Here is a 23,437-nt window from a genome sequence, read left to right on the forward strand (position 1 = left end):
TAATGGCTGCACAGTTAAATCCAAGTCACATACACTTATCTTTTATAGATGGGAAATTTGCCAACTAATTGATTGCACGGAATAGAAATGATCATGCTTAAGAAAATATTTAGTAGTGCATTGAAATTCATAAAATTAACTTCCAGCAGAAGCAAAATAGCAACTCAATACTCTGAGGAGCAGTTGCAAGCGATTGCTGAGCCTTACATGAATGAAGAAAACTGGCTCGAGAGTACATCCACCCCCTCTAACAAGGATTTCTTACTGATCGGAAAATTTATTCAAATCTACTGTATTGCTGATTTCAATGCTCGTAGAGTGATTGATGTGATGCGAGAAATAGGAACCGGCCAAAAAGAGAACTTCGCATCTACACTTAATGAAGCCGACGTCTTGATACACCTCAGGCGTTCAGGAGAGAGTTGGAATGGACGTGCAGACATACGCGCCGCACTTAGCAACTTGGTAGATTTGCTAGAAATGCATAGAAAGTTTCGAAACTACTTTGCTCACTGGGTAGTGAGAAAACTGAAAAACCCGGATATGTTTTTAATTTTGACCAAGAGCGCAGATAATCCCATTAAGCGCGGAGGGATACGCCAGGATGTTGGCAAGGCGACTTATGCAGTATTTATGAAAGATACATTGTTAGTGGAAATGAAAAAATTGACTGAACAAGGCGAGTTCCTAGCACAATTAGCATCTGCTTTAGAAACCGAGAGAACGTCGCTTCAAGAAAAGCATCGCTCCGGAGCGTTGGCCAACGAAACTTAGCACGTCGTAATCAGGATCTATCTAAAAACCTTAGATCTACAAAGATGCCAAAGTATAGGCTACCATCTCGACACTACACTTACCTTCGAGCAGAGATAAAAATGAGCAAAATTGCAGAATACAAACGCCTTGAAGCCGAAATCGCGAGCTTAACTCGCAGCTCTCGAAAGCCTGAAAAACGACCAAGGCCTGAAAAAAGAAATCGAGTTTGAAACCAAGCTCCGTGATCTGCTGGCCGAATACGGCTACAGCCTGAAGTCGGTAATTGCTCTGCTCGATCCCAAAGCAAAATCCAGCGCTCCTCCAACTCGCGTTCAACGCAAAGAGCGCGCAGTGAAGGTCTACAAGAACCCGCAAACCGGCGAAGTTGTTGAGACCAAAGGCGGTAACCACAAGGTTCTTAACGCCTGGAAAGAGAAACACGGTTCCGACACCGTGGAATCCTGGCTGCAGTGATTTGCCCTCGGCTCCCTCTCCACGGGGGAGCCGCTTAGGTATTGCCTTTAAGAGATATGTTCTACGTCTAACAGAGTCCAGACCAACAGGCCCTGCCGCTTAATTTCTTTCTCCGCGTCCATCTTCGCAATATCCGTACTGATCGACCGCGACTTGAATTCGAACTTGAAGGTCGGGCCGCCAGACGCCTTGCGTACGCTGTAGGTGATGAGGGTGTGGGGAATACCCGCTTTCCCTTCTTTACGTCTTCCTTGACTGAGCTTTCTACCTCGGGATCTAGGCCAAGAGCTTTGCGCATCTCGTCTTCAGTCAACTGCATATAATGTAATACTCCGAAGTCTCAACTGTATGCTTCTTAGCCTATATCCTCTCAAGACCCAGTTCTGATAGCTAGCTCAGAGTTTTCTACCAGCGGCAAATTTCAAAGCACAACGTACCTGCACTGCCGGGCGTTTGTAGAGCATCTGGATAGTTGAATAATTACGTAAATGAGTAATTACAGGATTACGTATTCTGTGTAATTTTTGTGCATTTTGACCGGTGGTTGGCATCTATTGCCACCAAGATCGAAGTTATTTTGTTGATTTTTATTCACGGGGCTCTGATCTTACCGTTAAAAGTAATTCCCGCATGTTTACTGGGCTTAAGTCAAAAGCATACTCGAAATCATATTACTGTACCGTATACAACTTGAGCAAGATTCATGAGGGAGGGCTTGGGTAGCAAGGAGGCTTGGGGGTGAGGATTTTCGAAGGTTGCAAGGTTTAGCTGGCTCTGCGCTGAATAGATCAGTCCTTTCCCTGACGAACCTTGAGGCGGCTTGATGAAGCAGTTTGATCCAACAGAGCGAATTGGCGTAGCAGCCGCTCAACTGGCTTGTGTAAAAGAGCTGGGCTGGGCATTCAGGGAGACCTCAGTATCCGACTTGGGAATAGATGCGCAAATAGAGTTGATTGATGGCCTTGAAGCTACGGGCCGAATGATCGGCGTGCAGCTTAAAACCGGAGAATCTTATATACACAAGACTGCAAGGGGGCTTGTGTACTATGGCAAGCATGACGATCTAGATTACTGGGCCCAGTACTCTCTACCAGTCATTATGGTGTTTCATACGCCCACTGATGGTGCAACTCGATGGGTGAGCATCAATGATTCATCAATTTGTCGTACTGAGCACGGATGGAACGTCGTAATTCCAGAGCTAAATATGTTTGGACTGTGCTGCAAGTCAGAACTTCACAAGCTATTCAAACTCGATCCAAACAGACCATTTCTGACGCGCTCATTTCAGGAAGATCAAGCGCGTATTGACGCACAGAGTTTGTGTGAGCTCGCGAGGGAAGTTGCTGGTCATTTAATGCTTGAATGGTGGGATTTCTGGGTACAGCGGGCTGCGTGGGATCACCTTATTTCGCTGCCAGAGCAATTCGTAGAAGGCGTGAAGGTCGCTAGATTCTCTGCGAAGAAATTTATATACCCGGCAGAGTATCTGCGGGAGAAGCACTCAATCTTGAACCTAGTTGATTGTGCAGCCAAGTTGATCGATAGATTCGTACCTAGAGCAGAGTACATAGAGAATCAGAAGGCGTACCTAGGTGTTCATGCGTATAAGAGAATTCCAGGAAATCCTAACTACGCACGAGATCAAGCTGCACATGGAGCATGGGCAAAGGAGTGCGTGTGGCTTGTACACGAGTTAGCAAAAGCAGCCAACCTATTCAGTGATGTAGTCCGCGAAGAGCTGGATAGGGATTTCCTGCGAACGCGTGGGCGCTTCTTGGTAAGCGATGACTTCCAGCATGGGGGAGTTGAGCCACAGTATTCCGAGAGCGAGAAGGCCCAGATATTGGCGGGGTGCCAGGATCCAGAGGCGCATTGGTGAATGACTCAAATGCATGATCCCTAACGCTAGTGCGGACTATTCTGCTGGTTGCCGATTGCCGTTTTTCGCCACAGACAGCAAGCGGCCAACAGCTGCCGGTCATGAAGAGCAGAAATTTATCCAAAGCGGTCATTGTCCAACGTTTGGTTAATGGGCGGGCTTTAGCCCGTCCCAGAGAGCGTAGCGAACGGTTTGAGCCACTTGTTAGGCTTATAGCGATAATATGATTACTGATACAGAAGTAAGCCAAATTAAAAAAGTAGTGCCAATGTTAATATAATATTCTGGATTTTTTGATTTGATTGCTTCGATAGATATTTTGAGGGATGTTTCATCGGATTCGAGATCGCCAGAGTGATCAATTGTGCGGATTAGGCGATGAAATTGCTCGGTCTGCTGAAATGAGATTTGCAGTTGTGTTCTAATAATGGTTGTGCCGTAGAAGATTATTGTCGTGTAAATGATGCCTAGTCCCGCCACGACCACTTTATCAAGTGATGTGTTTGCAACGCTAAGCATTCCTGCGTAAATTCCAAGTGCAATTAAACTTTTAATTATAGTCCAGATTATATTTAGTGCACTCATGCGCAAGATCCTTGTTGAGCCTAACTATAAACAGACACCAAATGGTGTGGTAACGCGCTCACGGGTTTGATGGATAACATTCCTTGCCCTCTTTGCTTCCCTTTCTAGTCTGGGTGTTGCCGGGGTCGGATGATCGTATGATGAGTTATGCATCATGGATGGATAGCCACGTTAACTCGTGCGGGTGCGCGAACGAATTCGCTTCAGACACTACTCGATACGCGCTGAGCAAGTCCATTCCCAGTTACTGCTTTTGGCTGTGGACTCGACCGGCAGCAATCGGCCCAGAGTGTGTAAAAACACTTTCTTATCGTGCCTGCTTCAGTCCATTGCTCCAGGGCGTGGCGATTTCCCGATTAGTTACTACGATCAGCGCGGGTAGCCCATCTTGATGAATGGCTTTGCGTCGGCGCTACGAGCAATCACAAAGCCGTCGTTGTATCTGAATGACGCTAACAAATAGTAACCACTAAGCTGCTGATTTATATACAAATTCGTCCGCTAACAATTTTTGGGATTTTTCACTGTTTTGGACAGCATGTTTAGGGCCCATTTTCGAGGGGCAATGTCTTGCTCATGTAGCAAGCCGACCCTGGGCAAAGGCCTTTGAATTGCTCCGTATGCGAAATCAGTTCGGGCTCGGAACCGCGCTCCCTTACCTCAAATCCAGATCTCTCGAAAAAACCTGACGCCGTAGTCGTGAGCAGGTGCAGTCGAGTAATTCCTTGCTCGGCGGCGATCATTTCAATCAGCTGAAGCACTGCTACCCCCAAGCCCTTTGATCTCTGGGCCGTGTCGATGACCAGGGATCGCAGTAAGCCGTCAGCTCCGTGTTTTTCAAACCCACCCCATCCGACTGTTTGACCGTCCCGTTGGAACTCAAAAAAGGTTCGGCCCGGAAACTCGATATCGTCCGAAGGTAAATTGCTGGATTTCAACGCGTCTCGAAGACGCGGCCATTGCCCTTGAGCAACTGGTATTGCCTGGATTGTCACAGCGCCTCCTTAACCCTTGTCCTTAGCACCTCGCTGGCGCGAGACAACGCTCACCGCACGATATTCGCTTTACTGAATATCTGCAAAGTCATATATTCGATTATCCATATGTTAGTGGATCACGGAGAATCTATGACAGAAATCATGACCCCCACCGCATTGTTCAAGTGCCTGGCGGATGACACACGCACCAAGATCACCCTCCTCGTTGTGAGTGAAGGAGAGCTGTGTGTGTGCGAGTTAACCGCCGCTCTCGACCTGAGTCAGCCAAAGATTTCACGCCACCTAGCGCTACTTCGCTCGGCCGGTTTGTTAATGGATCGCCGCCAAGGTCAGTGGGTTTACTACCGACTGCATCCTGAACTGCCCGCGTGGGTGACCGCCGTTTTAAAAGACGTTGTGGACGCCAATCAGCACTGGCTTCAGACCGAGGCCAAGCGCTTATGCAGCATGGATGGTCGTCCTAGCAGTCGAGCTGTCTGCAACTGATTCACGTCCTATCTGGATTACCGCAATGCTTATTGCCGTATTGATCTTCATCGCCACTATCGTCCTGGTTATTTGGCAGCCTAGAGGTCTAGGCGTGGGCTGGAGCGCCACCTTTGGCGCTGTCCTCGCCCTGCTCACTGGCGTAGTCACACTGGGCGACATACCCGAGGTTTGGCACATCGTATGGAACGCCACGGCGACGTTTATCGCCGTGATCATAATCAGCCTTCTGCTTGATGAAGCCGGGTTCTTCGAATGGGCGGCGCTGCATGTTGCGCGCTGGGGGAAAGGCAGCACGCGCAAGCTGTTCGCTTTTATCATCCTGCTTGGCGCCGCTGTGTCGGCACTATTCGCGAATGACGGTGCGGCCTTGATTCTCACGCCCATCGTGATTGCGATGCTGTTAGCGCTGCGATTTTCCCCTGCCGCAACGTTGGCGTTCGTGATGGCGGCAGGATTTATTGCCGATACCGCGAGCTTGCCCTTGGTGGTATCGAACCTGGTCAACATCGTTTCTGCCGACTACTTCAACATTGGTTTCAGCGAGTACGCATCCGTCATGGTGCCGGTGAATCTGGTTAGTGTGGCGGCGACGCTGGGCATGCTGATGTGGTTCTTCCGCAAGGAATTACCCAGAACCTACGACATTGCACAACTGCATCACCCAGAAGAAGCCATCCGCGACCGCCCGACGTTCATCGCCGGTTGGTGGATCCTCGCGGTGCTGTTGGTGGGTTTCTTCGTGATTGAGCCACTGGGTGTTCCGATCAGCGCGGTAGCGGCGGTCTGTGCGGTCATCCTGTATGTGATCGCAGCTCGTGGCCATGCCATCGACACCGGCAAAGTGCTCAAAGGCGCGCCGTGGCAGGTAGTGGTTTTCTCTTTGGGGATGTACCTGGTCATCTACGGGTTAAAAAATGCGGGCCTGACGGATCACATTGCGCAAATTCTCAACGTATTCGCGGGCCACGGCATCTGGGGAGCCTCACTCGGCACAGGGCTTCTGACCGCGTTCCTTTCCTCGATCATGAACAACATGCCGACCGTCCTGGTAGGTGCCCTGTCTATTCACGCCTCTGGAGTCGAAGGCGTCGTCCAGCAAGCCATGGTGTACGCCAACATCATCGGCTGTGACCTGGGCCCGAAGATCACACCTATTGGCAGCTTAGCCACCTTGTTGTGGCTGCACGTGCTAGCCAAGAAGGACATCAAGATCAGCTGGGGTTACTACTTCAAAACCGGGATCGTGCTGACCTTGCCTATTCTCGTCGTCACCCTCTGCGCACTAGCTATACGCCTCAGTTTCTGAATCAAGGATCGCCTGATGAAAGTCTTATTCATGTGCACACACAACAGCTGCCGCAGCATCCTTTCCGAGGGGCTGTTCAACCATCTGGCTCCTGAAGGAGTCGAGGCGGTCAGCTCAGGAAGCTTTCCAAGTGGCCGTGTTAATCCACGGGCGCTACAAACACTGGAGGCAGCGGGCATCGCTACGGCCGGCTTGAGCAGCAAAGCGTCTGACGCTTTCGAAGGCTCGCCTCCCGATATCGTGATTACCGTCTGTGATCGGGCTGCGGGTGAAGCATGCCCCATCTTTTTCGGGCCCGCGCTGAAGGCGCATTGGGGCTTGGTCGACCCTTCAGAAGCCTCAGGATCGGAGGCTGAAATTACAGCCGCGTTTGAAGCCACGCTCGCCAAAATTCGTGAACGCGTAAGTGCTTTTCTTGAGCTGCCGCTGAAGACCATGGGTGCTGAAGAACTTAAAGCGCAATTGAACCGTATCGGTACGCTTTGACGCTCAACAAAGGCGGTGTCCGCGCGGCATCGCAGTAGGAGTAAATATGCAAGATACCTTGCCAAACGTGCATGCCGACCTGGTAGACATTCCATCGTTGGAGCAGTTGGAGCCGCACACACGGTCACTGCACAAGCCTCGAATTCTTCTCCTCTATGGATCCACCCGAGAGCGCTCATTTAGCCGCCTGGTAACTCAGGAGGCAGCTCGCTTACTGGAAGAGTTTGGAGCCGAAACCAGAGTGTTCGATCCCTCTGGGCTCCCCCTACCGGACGACGCTCCTGACACCCACCCAAAGGTCGCGGAATTGCGCAATCTTATGCAATGGTCTGAGGGCCAGGTGTGGTGTTCCCCGGAACGCCACGGCTCCATGAGTGCGGTGTTCAAAGCGCAGATAGACTGGGTTCCCTTAGCTATCGGCGCCGTACGACCCACGCAAGGCAAGACGCTCGCGGTGATGCAGGTCTGTGGAGGCTCGCAATCGTTCAACGTAGTCAATCAACTGCGTGTGCTGGGTAGATGGATGCGGATGTTCACCATCCCCAACCAGTCCTCTGTTGCCAAGGTATTTACCGAATTCGACGAGGCAGGCCGAATGAAACCGTCCTCGTACTACGACCGTCTCGTGGACGTGATGGAAGAGCTGATGAAGTTCACGCTGCTGTTACGTGATCGTCAGGATTACCTGGTTGACCGTTATTCCGAGCGCAAGGAGTCCGCTGAAGAGCTATCTAAGCGGGTAAACCAACGCTCTATTTAACGCATTCCTTCTGCGAGGCTTCATCGTATGAGTCAGATCACCATTTACCACAACCCGCAGTGCGGCACCTCTCGCAACACCCTGGAACTGATCCGCAATAGCGGAGAAGAGCCAACAGTTATCGAGTATCTGAAAACACCGCCCGACCGTGCCACGCTTGTCAGTCTGATCACGGATATGGGTATCGAAGTGCGAGCATTGCTTCGCATCAAAGGCACGCCATACGAAGAGCTAGGACTGGCGGACTCCACACTCACAGATGAACAGCTCATCGACGCCATGATGGCCCACCCCATCTTGATTAATCGCCCCATCGTTGTGACGCCTTTGGGCACACGTTTGTGTCGCCCCTCAGAAGCCGTGCTAGACCTGCTCTCACAGAATCAGCGCGGACGCTTCGTCAAAGAGGACGGCCAGGTCGTTGTTGACGAGCAAGGCCGTAACGTCTGAATTGAGGAAGGCCGCTGGGGTGGCTCTGCGAACACGGAACTACTACTAACAGTTTCCACCCCTCAGATCGTTGTTGCTCAAGACCACGATGGGAGTGTTGCGAAGGTCAGGTCTGAACCCGGCGACGAAAAGCGTTGTTTACATCAATCTGGATGAGTAAGGTTGATAGGGTAAAAATCCACGAGACTCCTTATGGACGATCATTCACTGACAGCAAGTCCAAACGATTCACCTTGTGATCTCGATAGCGTCACCGAAGAGCTCAAGGTGGAATTCGCGAGGCTAGAGCGAGAAAGACACTACAAAGCCGCCTCCATAGTGCACACAGACCTTGGGGAAACGACTGTTAGCTCTAGTTTTGGCGTCCAGGCTCAGAGGCTGCGTAATGCGCTTGGTCGCATTCACGAGGCTATCGAGTCTCTCAAATACCTCGACGGCTACATTTCTGCTTTTCAGCTACAGCAACATCTGTTGTTCTGGAACGCTGCTCTTAAATTTACGCTGCACGCGCTCACCAAAGTTAATGCCCTCCTTGCTCGCGCCCTGCGAGCAATTCTGCGCACTCCGCTGCTTTTAGATGGCCCTGAGCTGAACGGCTACAAGCACCGCCTTCGCTGATATCCCCCCTCGAAAAAAACCATACCTATTTCGATTGGGAGTATCTCTCGTGCCTGTTAAAAAACGTCGCCCCCGTTCCGGCCACTCGAGCCAGCGTGGAGCCCAAAAGCCCCGGAAGACTGCGGAAAAATTTGCACCAGATTTAGAGCGCGGTAATACCCGTGGGAGATCCTGGCTGGATCGTCTGCTTGACTTGATAAAAATCGTAGTCGGCCTAGCCAACCTCTTCTCAACCTGGATTAAACATTGAGCAAAGTGAGCGCCGACCGCATTCTCAATGCTTAAAGCGCTCAGATAGGGACTCCAGAGCGAGAAGGAAAAGGCTCAGAAGTCGCTCTATGAGTTAGAGCCCCTGAACCCATGTTGTGTGTATCCAAAGCAGCTCTCAGCTACTGAGAGAAGTATCACTGCTCAAAGAACCCGGTGAATTGGCGCCCAACTGCGTGAGGAAACCATGTGCGGACGGATAACCCAGATCGAAGAAGCAGCAGCATTTCTCGCTGAGCTTGGGCCTGCGCAGCAGGTTCTGAATCTCATCGAGCCAGGCCCTATTGCACGCTACAACATCGCGCCCTCCGACAAGGTAAAGATTCTCCACAACTCTGCCGGTAGGCTGAAATTCGAAGGCGTGAAGTGGGGGTGGCGACCGACCTGGGCTCAGGAAAGATTTCCGCACGCCATCAACGCAAAGGCCGAAACCGTCGCCTCAGGGAAATTCTTCAAAGCTATCTGGACTCACCGCGCCCTGGTGCCAGCATCAGGTTGGTATGAATGGCTTGAGACCACCACAGCTCCAAAGCAAAAGCAGCCTTACTACATCACTCGCGTAGATGGCCGACCGTTGTTCTTCGCAGAGCTTTGCCACGTAACAGAGGGCCTGACTCAGGCCGAGAGCGATGGATTCGCGATCATCACTTCGGCGTCAGACGTGAGGCTAAAGGAGGTGCATCATCGAAAGCCCGTTGTATTTTGCCCCGAACACGCTCGTGAGTGGATAGATCCAGATACCACGAGTGAACGTGCTCAAGCCTTGATTCGTGATCATGTGCTAATGGCGGAATCGTTCCACTGGCACACAGTGGGCAGAGCTGTTGGTAAGGCGGAAAACCAGGGGGCCTGGTTTGATCGAGAGAGTGGAGCCACTCCAACCAGCAGTCACGCCCATTACACTGGACTTGTTTGGTTGAGCAGTTGACTGCTTCTTCCGTCTCAGGCCGGTTGGGGTTACCCAAAAACCGAGTTTAAAATAAATTCGTCAACACACCATCAAACGACCAATCGGCCAAACCTTCACAGCCACTCATTAGATAATCGGGTGGAACTGGCTCATCGGGATGGATCATCAAGCGAAACTTGTTAAGCACCGCTTTCTTGCTCGAGTCTGGCAACCCATCCCACCAAGATATCCGGATAGCATGATTCTCACAAACCGCGAAGGAGAATCGCAGCATAAGATCTTCCGCATTAGCACCGTTATCAATGCCCTGAAATAATGATCCAATAAAAGGTCGGCAATAATATTCACTAGAGCTGTGCCATGCGAAAACAAATGCCCATCCCGAGCGAGTTGGGGCTGTAAAGAACGTTATTAATCCTGGCGGCGTAGACCAATCACTCAAATCATTGACCACCTGCCCTAAAAAATCAAAATCCGGATAAAGCAGCCCGGATAGCTGCAGTGAGCAGCGTGATGCAGAAGTGAAGCATACATACTGAAACTCCCCAAAATCTTTGCTTCGCATAGCTCTATCGTAATAACTTTTGTGATGCCTCAGCCCTTTAAAGCCCAAATCGGCTCCTAGGAGTGTGCTATTCATAAAAGATTTGTTGTGCTGCATCATCCCCTTTGAACTAAGGGATTTCCTCAACACCTGAACCATATTTTCTTTAACGAAATATTCACGACAAAGGCATCTATATGAGTATAGGGCTATCTGTTCCAAATCCGGAATCAAAGGAAAATTATCGATTGGTTCAAAAAGAGCATTATCGTGTTCCTTACAGAAGCCAAGAAACGTAGATGCCTTCCCGATGCCGACTCGCTTCGGAATTGGAGTGCCCTGAGTTTTATTTAGCGTCGAAATATCTGCATTCATTCTATATATATGGTTTTCTTCAGCGATACTGTGAAGCTGCCCCATTTTCTGAATAGAATGGGCGGAGATAAACTGCTTGCATCGCTCGCCAGAATCAAAGTGAAGACACCGGCCTTTAGCATTTTGACGCTTAACACTTTCGAGATACTCACTTAAAAACGGATTAGCCATTTCCACCTCGAATGCACTTAAACTTTCACCCACTCTCTCGCAGCTTCAAGCCCAACCAAATTGGCTAGCTCTTTCGTTTAACTAGCAGTTGGCTAAGGTTGGTTGGCTCTGCTGCTGCCAAGAGTGGTGCGACGACCCTAATATCCACTCGTGAAATCAACCCATATAAAAGATCATTTAAATTAGAGTCATCAAGAAACTGCCGAGAAAAACTCTCTAGCGAATCGATACTTCCTTTCAACGAAAATTTAGATACCACATATGGATCACTGAACAACTTGTTGAGAAACGTGTATTTCGCAAAGAGCTCTGCCGGGCCAATTTGGGCAGCAGCATCTCCGGCCCTTATAATTGCCAAAGCTAGAGAAGTCTCGTCAAAAATCTTCATATTCTTTAGAAGACTTCGCCCATCGAGAGCGGATAAGGCATGGCGCAAATCATTGAAAAACATATCCTGCCAACGAACTCTAACGATAGCCTTCTGAATATCTTCATCCATTGCATCAAAGAGCTCTTCAAACCCAACAGCAGTGTTAGAGAGCAGCGTTAGAGATCGTCTTATGTTTTCCAAGCAAGTGTTATCACCCACCGAAATACTGTTAATAACCGTGACCATCCGCTCAATTTGAAGTTTGGCCTCAGAGGCAATATGAACCTGCCGTTGCTGGCGTATGCTGATCCTGTATTGAACTAGAGCTAGAGCGAAAGCACATGCGGTAGCTATCTGCCCCGCACCTCCAATCCAGTCAATAAACTTTATTTTCATTAAATCAGAGCTATCCAAAATATCGGAAATTCGGCAAACCCCATAGGTCACGAATATTGCAGAAATCACAACTACCGTGATTAGCCCTAGGAAATCCATCCAACTTAATAGGCTTGGCCTATTGAGCCCCTTGATTTTTTCAAAAAGCATTTTTTTGGCACCAACTTTAATTAAATAGGCTTGTTGCTAAACACGGTTAGAGCCCTTTCTAAATCGAAATTTTAGACGCGTCTAAAAAATCGTTGGATTGAGCAATCAACGAGTTGGGGGCTCGAAAACCATGAACTGTCCGCCGGTATCAACCAAAGGAAAAACGTCAGCTTGCCCATGACGTTTGGCGAGCTTGCACGCCTTTTGGAAGTCCTTGAAAACCTTTGCTTGGCCTGGATGGATTCCCCACTTCCAACCCTCGCTGTAGGAGTCATTGCTATACGCTGCTAAATACTCATCTGAGGCGATGATTCTCAGAACATAGCCTTTGAATTTTGCACCAGGAGGGATCTCTCCCTCCTCAATCAATTCTTTTAACTGAACAGGATAAAGCGGCAGCCAACGCTTGGGCCGGGTGTAGTCTGGATCGGCATCCATATGCAGGAAGAAATGCTGTCGCTCTCCTTCAACACCGGTAACAACCGCAGGCCTGAAAGGCCCTCGCAGAACCTTTGCGACAAGTTTTGCTTGTTCGTAATCTGGTAACAGTTGAGCGGTAAGCAAATCAACAACCCAAGTCACTTGAGTCTCTGGGGTGGAGGGTATTTCTTGAACAAATTTCCCGTCAGGCCCAACGATAGTGAATCCAAGCAATTGATGGTTCGAAGGAACCAACCCCTGCTTAATCTGTTCGGAAACGAGATCATCGATGGTTTGCCATGCCATGGCTATTGAGGCTCCTTAAATAGATGATGTCCGACTCTGCCGGAAGCGAGCCCAATAAAAAAGGCCCGGAAGGGCCTTTTTTTGAGGTAACTCAACTGAGGTAGCTATTAAGCAAGCCAGCCTTCTACAACAGCCGCGCCGTGCCTCTCTTTCCATGCCTTCAGAACCTTGTGGTTACCACCTTTGGTCTCAACGACTTCGCCGGTATTTGGGTTCTTGTAGGTCTTGGTAGCGCGAGCTTTGCGCTGTACAGGGGCGCTGGCAGCCGACTTCACTTTAGCCTGCGGGTCGAGCAAAGCAACGATGCCGCTCAGGCTAACGCCGTACTCTGCCATCAGATCACGCAGTTTGGTTTCAAACTCGATCTCTTTCTTCAGACCAGCATCGTTCTTCAAAACTTCCAGCTGTTTCATTTGAGCGGCGATTTGGGCTTCAAGGGCTTTAAACTCGGAAATTTTGGACATGCGTAACCGCTCCGTTATAGGTATTGGAAAGGAGCAAGGATGGCTGATTAAGATAGAATTAACCAGCCTGGCTACCATGAGGGCATATGGTTTTGATTCCACATAGCGAGCAAGCCTAGTGTTCTAATCCAGGATTATCTGGCCTAGTCATGAGAGACGAATTCATCGAATGCACCGTGTTTACCTAGACACCGAATTCACCTTCCCAAAATTGCTCAAATCGAGCTCATCTCCTTCGAACAAGAACTGTATCTCTCGGTCGCTTCGAAGCGTCGAGAGACATCCACCAAAGCAACTGCTGCACAACACGAGCCTGTAGATAGCGACCGGATATGACGGGTGAGAGCCGAGAACACCTGAAGGAGCTCCTACAGACGCAGGATCGAAGCTGCGGTCGCAGACATCACATACAAGAGTCGTATCACTCATCGTTGATATCCTCAGTTGATTGCGACAAATCGCTCGGAGTACGGAGCAGAGTGAAGATCACCGCCCCATCTACAAACTCGATTGAAAGCTCGTCACCTGTGACCAACCCCAAGGCTTCCATATCCTCTTGAGTCAGTACGACCATCACATCGCCGCTACCGTCGTCAGCATCGTGACAAGCCAGGGTTCGCCTGCAGAGATGACTCATTAACAGCGATTTCCGACCTGCTTCATACGCTAGATATTTAGGACAAGAGCCGAGTTGAAACCGCATTCCTCCCCTGGATAACCACGAGTATTCGATACAACCCTTGCGGTTCCTAACAGGTAGTCAACGGCGTGATGGGAATGCCCGTGGATCCATAGATCGACGTCTTGGAATAACAGGTGATCCCAGTTGTTGGCGTAGGACGAATCCAAGCTCTGATTCGACCAAACTGATATCAATGACCAGAGCGAAGGCGCGTGGTGCGTAATAACGACCGTTTTCCCATCGAAAGGAACTGCTAATCGCTCTTCAAGCCACACCCTAGCTCGATTTGATATCTGCCTAAGGTCTTGAGGTTGGATACGACGATAGTTTTCAGTTCGAATGGTTCTGAAGTCATTCATAGAAGCTCGGGCGGTGATCATGTCCAGCTCCGGGTTTCCGTTGGCGCAATAGTCTGTCCACCCTGTCACGCCTAGGAACCTCACGCCGCCTAAAATCACCTCGTCGAAGTCCAAAACTTTCACGTGCGTTCCGCAAGCGTCGCGCATTTTTTGAAGCGTGCGCTCAAGGTGCCCCCCGTAGAATTCGTGGTTACCTGGCACGTAAAGCACTGGGCAATTGAATGCAGTTTCTGCCCACTTCACTCCGCGCTCGCGCAGCCCGATATCGCCCGCCAGAACCACTACGTCAGCCTTAACCTGAGCCGGCTCGTATGGGGCAAATTCGATATGTAGGTCAGACAGGATGTGTATACGCACTCAATGTGCCCTCTCTTCGCGCAACCAGCCTGTAGCAGGGTTAAAAAATCCCATGTATTACCTCCAGCGGCACGACCTTCAGATAACCGTCGCCCATCAACACATAAACCGTGCTGCGTGTTTCAAAGAAACCCCTCTGGTCGTAGCTAAGCTCCCAGGTACTCCGAGCCCACCAACCGGGTTGGAACCGGCCAGCTTGGTCTTCAATTACTTCATGGGCGTACACCATCCTGGACTTGCGGCCGGTAGCCTCAACATCTGAACGCGCCTCGTCACTCTGAAGGACATCAGCCACAATCCATCGCCTTACCAAGCAATAAGGCTTTCCAGGAAACCTCCGGAGAACCTCTGCTTTAGCGGCTTCAATACTTAGCGAAGTGCCTAGAGCAACTTCCCCTTCGCCCTCCATGAACTGGATGGTATCTATGAGTCTCTGCGGTGCCGTTTCCATATCGTCCTATTAATCGTGATGCCAAGCGTGATGCTCATATGCAAAAGCCCTATCTCGACGAGACTTCACTCTCGGCGGTACGTGGCCACTGTATTTCGTAATTCCAACCTGAAATCCGAAAATCACCAGAATTGCATTTAAGAAATCCACCTCTGGATCAAGAACCCCACTCTCAAGGAGTTGCAAACTCTGCAGAGGAACCTTGCACATTCGCGAAAAATCCTCTTGATTAAGCATTGCGATATCCGTGCGCAGCCCCCGAACGAGCGAACCAAACTCAATTAGTTTCCCAGAAGATGCCTCAATGAATAATCGCCGGTAGTATTTCTCGCGCTCGCTGCCTTGCTCTGGGGAATCACGCATATTGAGATTCCACCTGATACCTTCCAAGACCATTACTCCATTTAGTGGCGCCCTAACGGCGTAGGTAAAAAGCCGTTCCGCGTAACTTTCAAATAATTCTCAAGTGACTGCCTACCTCCCTCCCTTTCGAAAGTCGCAATCGCATATTTTGAGTTCTTTGTGGTGAGCACCCAGATACCACCATCATTGGTCACAGACTGGACATCGGATGTCAGAACGTAGCCTGCGTGAGCCAACCTATGATTACCGTATAAATATCCAATTCCGGAACACGCAGAAATATGTGCATCCACCAGAATTCCATTGATGTATGAACTATAAGGATGGCGGCACGCCTCTCTAAGCTTAATCTCTTCATAAGGATCGAGAGGACGAACAACAACCGTTGAGGTCATGATGCGAGGCCTAATTTTTGCTCGAAGAAAACCTCTAGATGCTTAACTTCGCTAGCATCCCATCCAGCACTCTCCGAAAAGACTAGGGTTTCACCATGTTCGAAGGTGTAAATCTCTGCGTTGCTCCCATTGAGATCCCTGGCCCGCTCAAGTCGTGTCAGTTGCCTCATACTCCATCGTGAACAACCTGGAGCAGTTGCTGGGATGACTAGCTGCACCTGGTAGCAAGCCGAATGCTGTTCCAGCGTATCGACCAAGGCCTCTAGGACTTTGCTATTCGCAACCAAAAATGTCTGGGGGCTGTGGATTCCGGAAGCGTCAAGTGCAACGTGAAACCAAGGGACATTCAGGTCGTGCTCGACCATAAACCAGTGCTTTTCCTCCCTTCCTAGGAAATCCCCCAAATCGATTTCTTGATAGGTCTGCGTTGTGAACATCCAAAACCCTTAAAAAATACCTCTCGCCCACACACGCCGCCTTCGATAATGACAATAATGAGCTAATTCAGACATCGGTCTGGCCATGTCCCTCCCCTCTCCAGGCCGCGCCAGGAAAGGCCCAGGCAGCAATCGCCTGGCAGAGAGGTTCTGATAATAGCAGGAAGCTGTGTTTATTTGAACCCTCCTTGCATGGCCTTATCCTCAGTTTTGAGCGGGACTCACCGTTGAAAACTGACCTCGCCGCAGTGCTTAGGGTCGTCCGTGCAATCCGAGGCTTGGAGTACGGCCACCTTTCTGCTGCACGCACCAAAACCGCTATCAGCCGTCTAGAACGTGGGGAACAGACCATTTCGCTCGAAGGGTTCGTGGAGCTGGCAGAGGCGCTGGACTTTGACCCCATAGCTCTGCTGACCCTGACCTTGGGGTCTGAAAGAGGCGAGCCACCGGAGTTGACCCTTGAGAAAGCTCGTCTGCAGCTGGTTTCCTTTCGCGCAAATGGAGGAAGCGAGCTACTCAAAAAGCAGTTCCATGGGGAAGAGCTTGTAAAAAGGTCTCGAGGAAAGCCAAGGAACGAGAAAAACCGCAAGGAGGTAAAGGAACACAAGGCTGCTGGCTACACAAAAGCAGAGACCATAGAAAAGCTCGGGCTTTCTAAAAGTACCGTCTACAGCTATTGGGACGCCTAGCACGTTGAGTGTCAGGCACCGAAAATCAGTAACGGAGTAGTTGCCGTCTTGTAGCGAAGACCAAGGCTTTCACCCCGATCCCCGCCCCACTTTGCTGCGATTCGACCATACCTATGGCATATTGGCCCGCTCAGGTAGCAGCATCCTCAACAAGGAAGTTATGGACACGATTGTCATTCAGTATTTTGAGCAGACGAAAGACATTGCATCTGGCCTGCCCTTGCTCTCACCTCTGGGAATTGAAAGGTTCGATTCAATTTCAGAAGCGCTAGTACCCGGTGTTTCAACGCACCACGTTTTCTGCACCAAGAAATTTACGAACAATCCGAATTACCGGTGGCATCTTGAAGGGGCGTCTTTAACCTCCGCACAAGGCGAAATCCCTGCCATTTACACTGTGGTGTTAAGTAAGCTTTTCAGTAGCGTGGCGCCTGAGGAGTATCTCAGACAGACCCTCGCCAAAACTGGCCAACGTTTAGAAAGCCTTATCCGTTTCGGCACTCTTGTGGACGTCGATTACGGATTCATCCAGAACGTCGCACGTGAAGATGGCCAGATAAGACCCAACAAGCGGTACTGTGACACCATCCAGAAAGGCGAAATGCACAAGCGGCGGCTAGCCGTCGTTATCAGCGCCAAACGTGGGAAGGTACAGGTCGCCCCTGTTACGTCACAAGGCCTACCGGCTGATAGGACATGCTTTAAGCTGTCTAATGCTACGATGGCGCAATTATCGCAATGGGGAACGAGCGGCAGCGACAGCTGGGTTCTTACGGGAATGATTGAATCCCTCTCAGCCAGCAGGATTCTCCCTCCGCTAAGTGTTTTCAAGAGACCCGGCCATACCCGCTCAGGTCGTAACGTTGGCTATGTACTACGCCTATCAGCACAAGACCAAGCTGATATGAAGACATGCTTAGCCCACAGCGTAGGCATTACGGACTATCAGCAAACCAAGACCAGACTACAAGACGCACAACAGCGCTTAGCTTCCCTAGGCAATATCCAGACAGAGCTAGAAGAAACCCGAGCAGAGCTGGAGGCCTCTAGAAAAGAAGTGGCGGAGCTACGCCTTGTGGAAGAGGTCGCTAAGGACTGGAGCAAGAAAATGGGCAATGAAGGGGCGCTAGGCCAACAGGTAGCTGATCTCAAGGGCCTCTACGAAATGATGGCGGCAGAACAGGCATAAGATATACTGGCCGTCAGAACATTCTAAATACAGCATTTGCTACGTCCTGTACGTAGCAAATGCTATTGACAAACCAGAGTTGTTTGGCTACTATTCACAGCACTGGTGGGGATTCTGGAGCAGTGCCGGAACCTCGCGACGGCCTTCGGGCACTTACTGCAGAAGAAAACTCAAGAGACCGCCTATATGGCGGTTTTTTGTTGCCTGTCTTTTAGTGTACCCCATCCCCATCTAGCTCTAGATAGCTCCATTGAGTAGCCGAATATCAGAGCGACAAAGCCTTTAGATCACTGCCTAGCCCCTCGCAGGAAACGATGGCTGAGCACCAACATTTCGTGAATAGTTGGCTTCGCCAAGGGTAGTTTTCGCTACCTAAGCTTGATCTGAGCGGAGGTTGGACTTGGGAGAACGAATCGCACCATTTAGCTCTCAGCACGTTGAGGCAGTATCGCGAATACTGGCAGATACCGAGCGTGGCTTGAGCGGCACCCAAATTGGTAGGCTACTTCAGGATATCCGCGTAGAAGACGTAGACTCCGGAAACACGAAGTGGAAGCGACTATTTAACGCTCTCGCAACCGTCCAGACTCACTATGGAGTTGGCAACCACCTCATTCTCTTTATCAATGCAGCAATGAGCCCGGTGAGCTACGCGCGAGATCGCGCTTCATTCACCTGGCGTCGGGATGAATTGAATGTAGTTCTCGCCTTCGAAGGCTTTTATGTGCGAGATGACGGGAAGGTTGGCCGGACTGATCGGGCATCGACGCTGGACGTAGCACGGGCAAGAGCAGGCAAGCTAAAAGCTGCCTTAGAAAATCGCTCCGTTCACGAAGAGGTCTTAAAATACTGCCGCTCGGAACTACTGGACGAAAACTACTTCCATGCAGTTTTTGAAGCGACAAAAGGAGTAGCGGAGCGAATCCGAAACCTGACAGGCCTGGGGCTCGATGGGGCTGACCTGGTCACCAAAGCATTCCTTGGGCAAACCCCCTTGCTAGCACTCGGGCCGCTGAGCACCGAGTCAGAAAAAAGCGAACAGAGGGGATTTGCAAATCTACTCATCGGCCTGTTCGGTGCAGTGCGCAACCCTCTCGCTCATGCGACAAAAACCACTTGGCCCATGTCCGAGCAAGATGCTCTAGACATCTTCTCGATGGTGTCCCTCATGCATAGAAAGCTCGACTCCCTACGCAAAATAACTGCCTCGTAGCGTCTGATACGGTTGAGATGCTGAACTTTTACAAACGGAAATTCTTGCTGTAGTAATCAATCACTTCGCTTGCTTGTGATCCGGCTCTAAAGCGCCTTTGCGCTTCAAAATCCAGAGAGGGAAGCATATGGATGATCTGGTCATCTTTATAAGCCGAAAAGACTCCCTCGGTATAACCGCTTTTTTCTCTCATACCGATGAGGGAGTTGGATGCATCAGTTGCTCCCCCAATGAGGACATCCGCAAGCTGCACACCCAGGGAGCCTTTGGAGTCCACTTGATCTACTGCAGTGAGCTTAAGGGGAAAACGGATGGAAGCGATCTCCGATTGACGAAACTCAACCGAGTCTTGATGGTTGATAAACTGCTTAAGTAAGTCGTGGTACTGATCCAAATTTTTCGAATGATCATGCTCAACACGATATGGCCCAGCCGCCATTACCTCCATTCGCGATATAAGCGACTCAAGAACAATCAATGCAGCATCAGTAGAAACCCCTTCAGTTAGGATCGCATCAATGCAATGCGGACATCTAGCGTGGAGGGGTACCAACGCTTCGGGAAGCTGCTCGCGCGGCAGAGAGGCGGCAGACTTCAAAAGCTTCTCAATCGCTGCGGGGCTCTTCTCCTTAACCGCCCTCTGAAAGGCCGCTAAAACGTTCGGATACCCAGAACCGAACAAGCCTTCACCACCATAGAAGAGCAGCGATGCCAGCCCATAGTTCTGTCCGTTTTGGTAAAAATCGACTCCGCGGGCGTAGTAATAAGGCTCAACCGCGTAATCGATAAACATCAGGGTCAGCAGGAAGCGCTTATGAGCAATGTAGGTCACACATTTGAAGTTCTCGAGCAGGTAACGCTGCATATTTAGCAGCCGCTCCAGATTTCCAGGGCGCCTAGCTAAAGCTCGATACTTAAGTTCGGTTGCCTGAAGCTTGGGGAAGAATCGCTTGATGACGTCATACGCCTCTTCTTCGGTGATGCATATCGCCGAAGCCCCTTGAAACTGCTGCTCCGCATTCAGCAGATCGAAGCCCGTATAGCCGCTCTCGTCAATGCAAAACCGCTCCACTGCTAGCCTCCCAGAACCGCGAAAGGAACTGGCTCATTCGGTGGACAAATGAGCCAGCAATGTCAGGTTACTTAAGTGCGTTGTTAATGGCATTGATGAGCTTGGTGCAACCTTCAACCTCATCTGCAGACAGATCCGCCGCCGAGTGATCCCGCGACCACTGCAAAAAGGCTTTAGCCAGCTTGTACTTCGAGAACCCCTTGCCCACTTGCCGCTGGAATACGTCGACTATGGGTTTGTCGGTGCTGCCGACGACAGCCGAGGTGATATCCCACCCCAGGTCAGACTTAGCGATCTCGACAAGAGTAGGCCTCAACAGATCCTCGATCTCAGCCCGTGCAAGCTTTGGTACTGCAAAATCCGAGGTGCGGAGGATCCTTTTGTTACTGAGACGGTGTACCAGAATTTCCTGTTGAGCCGCCTGGTCGCCCGCATTATCAGAGTCGAGTAACGCAGCGACTTTGAGATTGTGGGAGGTCAAGATTGTCGCGAAGTAAACCACTTTGCCGGCGGTGTTCGCAGGGACAAGTGCGATCTTGTCATTCAGTGAAGCAATACCACCTTCCTTAAGGAGGTTGGAAATAGCTTCGAGATACCAATAGTCCGTAAGCCCCTCGAGTATCAGATTGCGCTGATTGGCAAACAGGCTTTGAGCCAGGTCGTAGCCCAGCGCCTCTTGCAGCGGAAGGAGCGCTGCAGGGTCACTCGATGTCACCGTCGTGTGTACTTTGGTGCCAACGGTTCTATCAGTGAGCTCCACCACCCTGACCATGTCCAATTCATCGGGGCCAACCAAGAACGGGGAGTGGGTCGAATATAGGGTTTGGTTTTCATCCGCCAGCATCGAGATAGTTTTCCTGAACTCTCGCTGCTTGAGAGCATGAAGACTGACACCAGGCTCGTCTAAAAGCAGGATGGTGTTTTTATGTTTTCCTTTAGCTTCTGCAAAGAAAACGATGAAGAACGAGACCAGCCACTGGAACCCCTCCGAGCGCTGGTCTAGCTCTACTTCCACCCCAATGTTGTCCTCAACTACCACTTTCAGATACTGACCGTCTGCAGATAGTTTAAGCCTGCTCGCTTCGGCTCTGTTGTCGTCCGGGTTCCAAACTTTAACAATTTGCTGAGTGAGTTCAACGCTGGCTGCATTGAGCTCATAAGCTCGTTGATCTAATTTGTCGCGAAATTCCTCCAGATCGCTAGTAGTATAGCTAGGGTCAGAAACTCTACCCAGATCCGATAGCTCGCGGGCCGTGAAGCCTAGTAACTTAAGAAGACAATTATTACCGTAGTCATAGGCTTCGTCATCTAAGCTGCCTGACTCTGTTCGTTTAGCTAGATTTCCAAGATGAATGATCGGCTTGACACGGAAATAATTGCTATAAAGCACAAATACAGGACGTTTGCTGTATAAATATGATACGAAAGCGCTAATCGCAACTGAGAGGTTTAGCTTTTCATTAATGCTTTCCCAGCGTTTTATTTCCTTTTCATTGTCTTCGTCAACATATGGAAGTACCTCATCTAACCATTTGCGAAGCCCTGCAGATACGGCCCAAAGATTTCGATATTGAGTCCATGACGCAGTAAGCTCTGCCAAGCTATCTGCATGAATTTTCGGCTCACCTTTAACAACGTCTCTATCAAGATGGGCAACTAATCTAATAAGATCCATCTTAATATCGTTGTGGTTTGGCGCGACTGCACCGATTAAACTATGTGTATACTTGTTATCAAGATACCTAGTAAATTTATAAAACAATGCACTCCCTTTGATTTGTTCGGGAGCGTGATCAAGGTCGGCTTTATCTAGTTCGAAAGTCGCGGTAACAACAACCACGTCGCCCGGCTCAACATCACCTCGGCTGAGCTGTGTATAAAGTGATCTGGGATAATCACGGAGAGGGTTGAAACCCTTCACGCCACTGGCTGCATTAATCTGCTGAATAGCTTGAAGAATGGCAGTTTTACCAGCCTCGTTTGGGCCCACCAGTATCGTCTTGAGCCGCTCTACCTCAAATTCGCCGGTATCAATGATGCTGCGATAGTTCTGAACTCGCACCTTTCTCAAACGCATGGTCAATCCCTTTGCAACACATGAGTGGAGGTATGGCTGAACGATAGCCTAATGCCAGGTGCAAAGAGAAGAGCGGTATGTGGCGCTATGCCCCCGTGAAGGGAGAAGTTGAATCAGCACACCTAAATTTGTTGCTCCACTGGTGACTGAGTGCTCCAGCGCCATACAAGGCGATCATCTGCATCGAGGACGAACAAACCAGACCAAATTGCTAACCAGAATTGAGCAATTGATAGCCAACGAAGCCCCATCGCCCACCCGATAACTCTACGGAATGGACTCATGACAGCTCTTAGCAGTGGGTTCGAAACTGCCGGTGGAAAACGACCAGATTTTGAGCAGTACCCGAACCATCGCCAGTAGATTTGAATCTCTTGCTGAGCGAAGGAAATGGCGTCCAGATTCCACCACTCATCCCAGAGCCGCTTCCATTCGGAGTTTTGCGCCCATGTTTGTGTGAGGGTGTGCGTTATCTGATCAGGCAAACGGCTCAGACGGCCATCCTTTTGCGTGATCTCCAACATGCGGAATCTATAGCTATCAAGCGAGTAACGGAAACTGTGATCGCTTGTCTGGACAAGCTCACACAAAGGGAGATTGGTCAGGGAAAAAACAATTGGGGTACTGTTGAGGTCATGAATATTGATGGTCTGCTGAAATCTCGCCCCCATCCCATGTGCTTCGAACACAGCCTCGAATCGCTCGATTTCTTCTGTGCATGCACGAAATGCCACTTTGGATACTTGGGGAGCTGGATCAGTAGAAATGGCTATGTGAATCGAATATTCCAAGTGCTCACCTAGTGGCTGCCAAAAGGCCCCTAGACCATGGTTTTTCAGCCATCGTCTGTGAGACTCCAGATAAGTGCGGTGGAACAACAGCTTGTGGACGCTCCGCAAACACCACCCAGCAACCACTCCCCCAAGCGTCCATGGAATTGGTATAGCCAAACACCTCTCCTATACGAACCAAAGCT

At 50.1% G+C, this 23,437-nt stretch carries 26 protein-coding genes and 1 pseudogene; 13 read left to right on the plus strand and 14 right to left on the minus strand.

Going from position 1 to position 23,437, the window contains the following annotated elements; translation table 11 throughout:
* Positions 1 to 87: 87 nt before the first annotated feature.
* The 3 genes and pseudogenes from ACZZZU_RS13265 (at position 88) to ACZZZU_RS13275 (ending at position 3,112) form a co-directional block, all read left to right on the plus strand.
* A complete protein-coding gene (locus ACZZZU_RS13265) occupies positions 88 to 774 on the plus strand; it encodes a hypothetical protein (protein ID WP_463550858.1) in 687 nt (228 codons plus the stop codon).
* A 101-nt stretch (positions 775 to 875) separates the two neighbouring features.
* Positions 876 to 1,230 (plus strand): annotated as a pseudogene (locus ACZZZU_RS13270) (histone-like nucleoid-structuring protein, MvaT/MvaU family).
* Between the two features lie 823 nt (positions 1,231 to 2,053).
* On the plus strand, positions 2,054 to 3,112 hold the full coding sequence (locus ACZZZU_RS13275; RefSeq protein ID WP_463550859.1) for a DUF4365 domain-containing protein: 1,059 nt from the start codon (positions 2,054 to 2,056) through the stop codon (positions 3,110 to 3,112).
* 210 nt (positions 3,113 to 3,322) lie between these two features.
* On the opposite strand, the gene ACZZZU_RS13280 is transcribed toward ACZZZU_RS13275, so the two are convergent.
* Together ACZZZU_RS13280 and arsN2 are read right to left on the minus strand one after the other, a co-directional pair.
* Positions 3,323 to 3,697, minus strand: a complete 375-nt coding sequence (locus ACZZZU_RS13280) for a hypothetical protein (protein ID WP_463550860.1) — start codon at positions 3,695 to 3,697, stop codon at positions 3,323 to 3,325.
* 542 nt (positions 3,698 to 4,239) lie between these two features.
* Positions 4,240 to 4,692: an arsenic resistance N-acetyltransferase ArsN2 gene (gene arsN2 / locus ACZZZU_RS13285; RefSeq protein WP_463550861.1), complete on the minus strand. Its 453-nt coding sequence runs from the start codon at positions 4,690 to 4,692 to the stop codon at positions 4,240 to 4,242.
* 132 nt (positions 4,693 to 4,824) lie between these two features.
* Between arsN2 and ACZZZU_RS13290 the strand changes: the two genes are divergently transcribed.
* The 7 genes from ACZZZU_RS13290 to ACZZZU_RS13320 all read left to right on the plus strand — a co-directional run bounded on the left by ACZZZU_RS13290 (position 4,825) and on the right by ACZZZU_RS13320 (position 9,999).
* Positions 4,825 to 5,181, plus strand: a complete 357-nt coding sequence (locus ACZZZU_RS13290) for a metalloregulator ArsR/SmtB family transcription factor (RefSeq protein ID WP_463550862.1) — start codon at positions 4,825 to 4,827, stop codon at positions 5,179 to 5,181.
* A 25-nt stretch (positions 5,182 to 5,206) separates the two neighbouring features.
* On the plus strand, positions 5,207 to 6,490 hold the full coding sequence (locus ACZZZU_RS13295) for an arsenic transporter (RefSeq protein WP_463550863.1): 1,284 nt from the start codon (positions 5,207 to 5,209) through the stop codon (positions 6,488 to 6,490).
* Positions 6,491 to 6,505: 15 nt separating this feature from the next.
* The gene (locus ACZZZU_RS13300) at positions 6,506 to 6,976 is read left to right on the plus strand and encodes an arsenate reductase ArsC (protein WP_463550864.1); all 471 of its coding nucleotides are present in this window, start codon (positions 6,506 to 6,508) and stop codon (positions 6,974 to 6,976) included.
* A gap of 46 nt (positions 6,977 to 7,022) precedes the next feature.
* Positions 7,023 to 7,736 carry an arsenical resistance protein ArsH gene (arsH, locus tag ACZZZU_RS13305; RefSeq protein WP_463550865.1) on the plus strand — a complete coding sequence of 238 codons (714 nt, stop codon included), beginning with the start codon at positions 7,023 to 7,025 and terminating at the stop codon, positions 7,734 to 7,736.
* A gap of 27 nt (positions 7,737 to 7,763) precedes the next feature.
* Positions 7,764 to 8,186, plus strand: coding sequence for an arsenate reductase (glutaredoxin) (gene arsC, locus ACZZZU_RS13310; RefSeq protein WP_463550866.1), 423 nt, complete (start codon positions 7,764 to 7,766; stop codon positions 8,184 to 8,186).
* Between the two features lie 192 nt (positions 8,187 to 8,378).
* A complete protein-coding gene (locus ACZZZU_RS13315) occupies positions 8,379 to 8,804 on the plus strand; it encodes a hypothetical protein (RefSeq protein WP_463550867.1) in 426 nt (141 codons plus the stop codon).
* Between the two features lie 454 nt (positions 8,805 to 9,258).
* Positions 9,259 to 9,999, plus strand: coding sequence for an SOS response-associated peptidase (locus tag ACZZZU_RS13320; RefSeq protein WP_463550868.1), 741 nt, complete (start codon positions 9,259 to 9,261; stop codon positions 9,997 to 9,999).
* Positions 10,000 to 10,045: 46 nt separating this feature from the next.
* On the opposite strand, the gene ACZZZU_RS13325 is transcribed toward ACZZZU_RS13320, so the two are convergent.
* From ACZZZU_RS13325 to ACZZZU_RS13365, 9 genes are all read right to left on the minus strand, one after another.
* The gene (locus tag ACZZZU_RS13325; protein WP_463550869.1) at positions 10,046 to 11,071 is read right to left on the minus strand and encodes a hypothetical protein; all 1,026 of its coding nucleotides are present in this window, start codon (positions 11,069 to 11,071) and stop codon (positions 10,046 to 10,048) included.
* Between the two features lie 64 nt (positions 11,072 to 11,135).
* Positions 11,136 to 11,987, minus strand: coding sequence for a hypothetical protein (locus tag ACZZZU_RS13330; RefSeq protein ID WP_463550870.1), 852 nt, complete (start codon positions 11,985 to 11,987; stop codon positions 11,136 to 11,138).
* Positions 11,988 to 12,092: 105 nt separating this feature from the next.
* Positions 12,093 to 12,713: a hypothetical protein gene (locus ACZZZU_RS13335; RefSeq protein ID WP_463550871.1), complete on the minus strand. Its 621-nt coding sequence runs from the start codon at positions 12,711 to 12,713 to the stop codon at positions 12,093 to 12,095.
* A 107-nt stretch (positions 12,714 to 12,820) separates the two neighbouring features.
* Positions 12,821 to 13,177: a histone-like nucleoid-structuring protein, MvaT/MvaU family gene (locus ACZZZU_RS13340; protein WP_463550872.1), complete on the minus strand. Its 357-nt coding sequence runs from the start codon at positions 13,175 to 13,177 to the stop codon at positions 12,821 to 12,823.
* A 421-nt stretch (positions 13,178 to 13,598) separates the two neighbouring features.
* Complete coding sequence (locus ACZZZU_RS13345) at positions 13,599 to 13,814, minus strand: AbrB/MazE/SpoVT family DNA-binding domain-containing protein (RefSeq protein WP_463550873.1); 216 nt, start codon at positions 13,812 to 13,814, stop codon at positions 13,599 to 13,601.
* A 29-nt stretch (positions 13,815 to 13,843) separates the two neighbouring features.
* The gene (locus tag ACZZZU_RS13350; RefSeq protein WP_463550874.1) at positions 13,844 to 14,575 is read right to left on the minus strand and encodes a metallophosphoesterase; all 732 of its coding nucleotides are present in this window, start codon (positions 14,573 to 14,575) and stop codon (positions 13,844 to 13,846) included.
* A 40-nt stretch (positions 14,576 to 14,615) separates the two neighbouring features.
* The gene (locus ACZZZU_RS13355; RefSeq protein ID WP_463550875.1) at positions 14,616 to 15,026 is read right to left on the minus strand and encodes a DUF6957 family protein; all 411 of its coding nucleotides are present in this window, start codon (positions 15,024 to 15,026) and stop codon (positions 14,616 to 14,618) included.
* 9 nt (positions 15,027 to 15,035) lie between these two features.
* Positions 15,036 to 15,389 carry a hypothetical protein gene (locus ACZZZU_RS13360; RefSeq protein WP_463550876.1) on the minus strand — a complete coding sequence of 118 codons (354 nt, stop codon included), beginning with the start codon at positions 15,387 to 15,389 and terminating at the stop codon, positions 15,036 to 15,038.
* Positions 15,390 to 15,780: 391 nt separating this feature from the next.
* Positions 15,781 to 16,221, minus strand: a complete 441-nt coding sequence (locus ACZZZU_RS13365; RefSeq protein ID WP_463550877.1) for a hypothetical protein — start codon at positions 16,219 to 16,221, stop codon at positions 15,781 to 15,783.
* A 227-nt stretch (positions 16,222 to 16,448) separates the two neighbouring features.
* On the opposite strand from ACZZZU_RS13365, the gene ACZZZU_RS13370 reads away from it, so the two are divergent.
* From ACZZZU_RS13370 to ACZZZU_RS13380, 3 genes are all read left to right on the plus strand, one after another.
* Positions 16,449 to 16,910: a resolvase gene (locus ACZZZU_RS13370; protein ID WP_463550878.1), complete on the plus strand. Its 462-nt coding sequence runs from the start codon at positions 16,449 to 16,451 to the stop codon at positions 16,908 to 16,910.
* A 160-nt stretch (positions 16,911 to 17,070) separates the two neighbouring features.
* The gene (locus tag ACZZZU_RS13375; protein WP_463550879.1) at positions 17,071 to 18,099 is read left to right on the plus strand and encodes a type II toxin-antitoxin system PemK/MazF family toxin; all 1,029 of its coding nucleotides are present in this window, start codon (positions 17,071 to 17,073) and stop codon (positions 18,097 to 18,099) included.
* A 478-nt stretch (positions 18,100 to 18,577) separates the two neighbouring features.
* On the plus strand, positions 18,578 to 19,312 hold the full coding sequence (locus ACZZZU_RS13380) for a TIGR02391 family protein (RefSeq protein ID WP_463550880.1): 735 nt from the start codon (positions 18,578 to 18,580) through the stop codon (positions 19,310 to 19,312).
* A 28-nt stretch (positions 19,313 to 19,340) separates the two neighbouring features.
* Here ACZZZU_RS13380 and ACZZZU_RS13385 read toward each other — a convergent pair whose 3' ends face one another.
* The 3 genes from ACZZZU_RS13385 to ACZZZU_RS13395 form a co-directional block, all read right to left on the minus strand.
* The gene (locus tag ACZZZU_RS13385; RefSeq protein WP_463550881.1) at positions 19,341 to 20,384 is read right to left on the minus strand and encodes a hypothetical protein; all 1,044 of its coding nucleotides are present in this window, start codon (positions 20,382 to 20,384) and stop codon (positions 19,341 to 19,343) included.
* Positions 20,385 to 20,451: 67 nt separating this feature from the next.
* Complete coding sequence (locus tag ACZZZU_RS13390; protein ID WP_463550882.1) at positions 20,452 to 22,461, minus strand: AAA family ATPase; 2,010 nt, start codon at positions 22,459 to 22,461, stop codon at positions 20,452 to 20,454.
* A gap of 122 nt (positions 22,462 to 22,583) precedes the next feature.
* Positions 22,584 to 23,252: a hypothetical protein gene (locus tag ACZZZU_RS13395; RefSeq protein WP_463550883.1), complete on the minus strand. Its 669-nt coding sequence runs from the start codon at positions 23,250 to 23,252 to the stop codon at positions 22,584 to 22,586.
* Positions 23,253 to 23,437 lie beyond the last annotated feature (185 nt).

Source organism: Pseudomonas sp. AC136 (assembly GCF_979258585.1).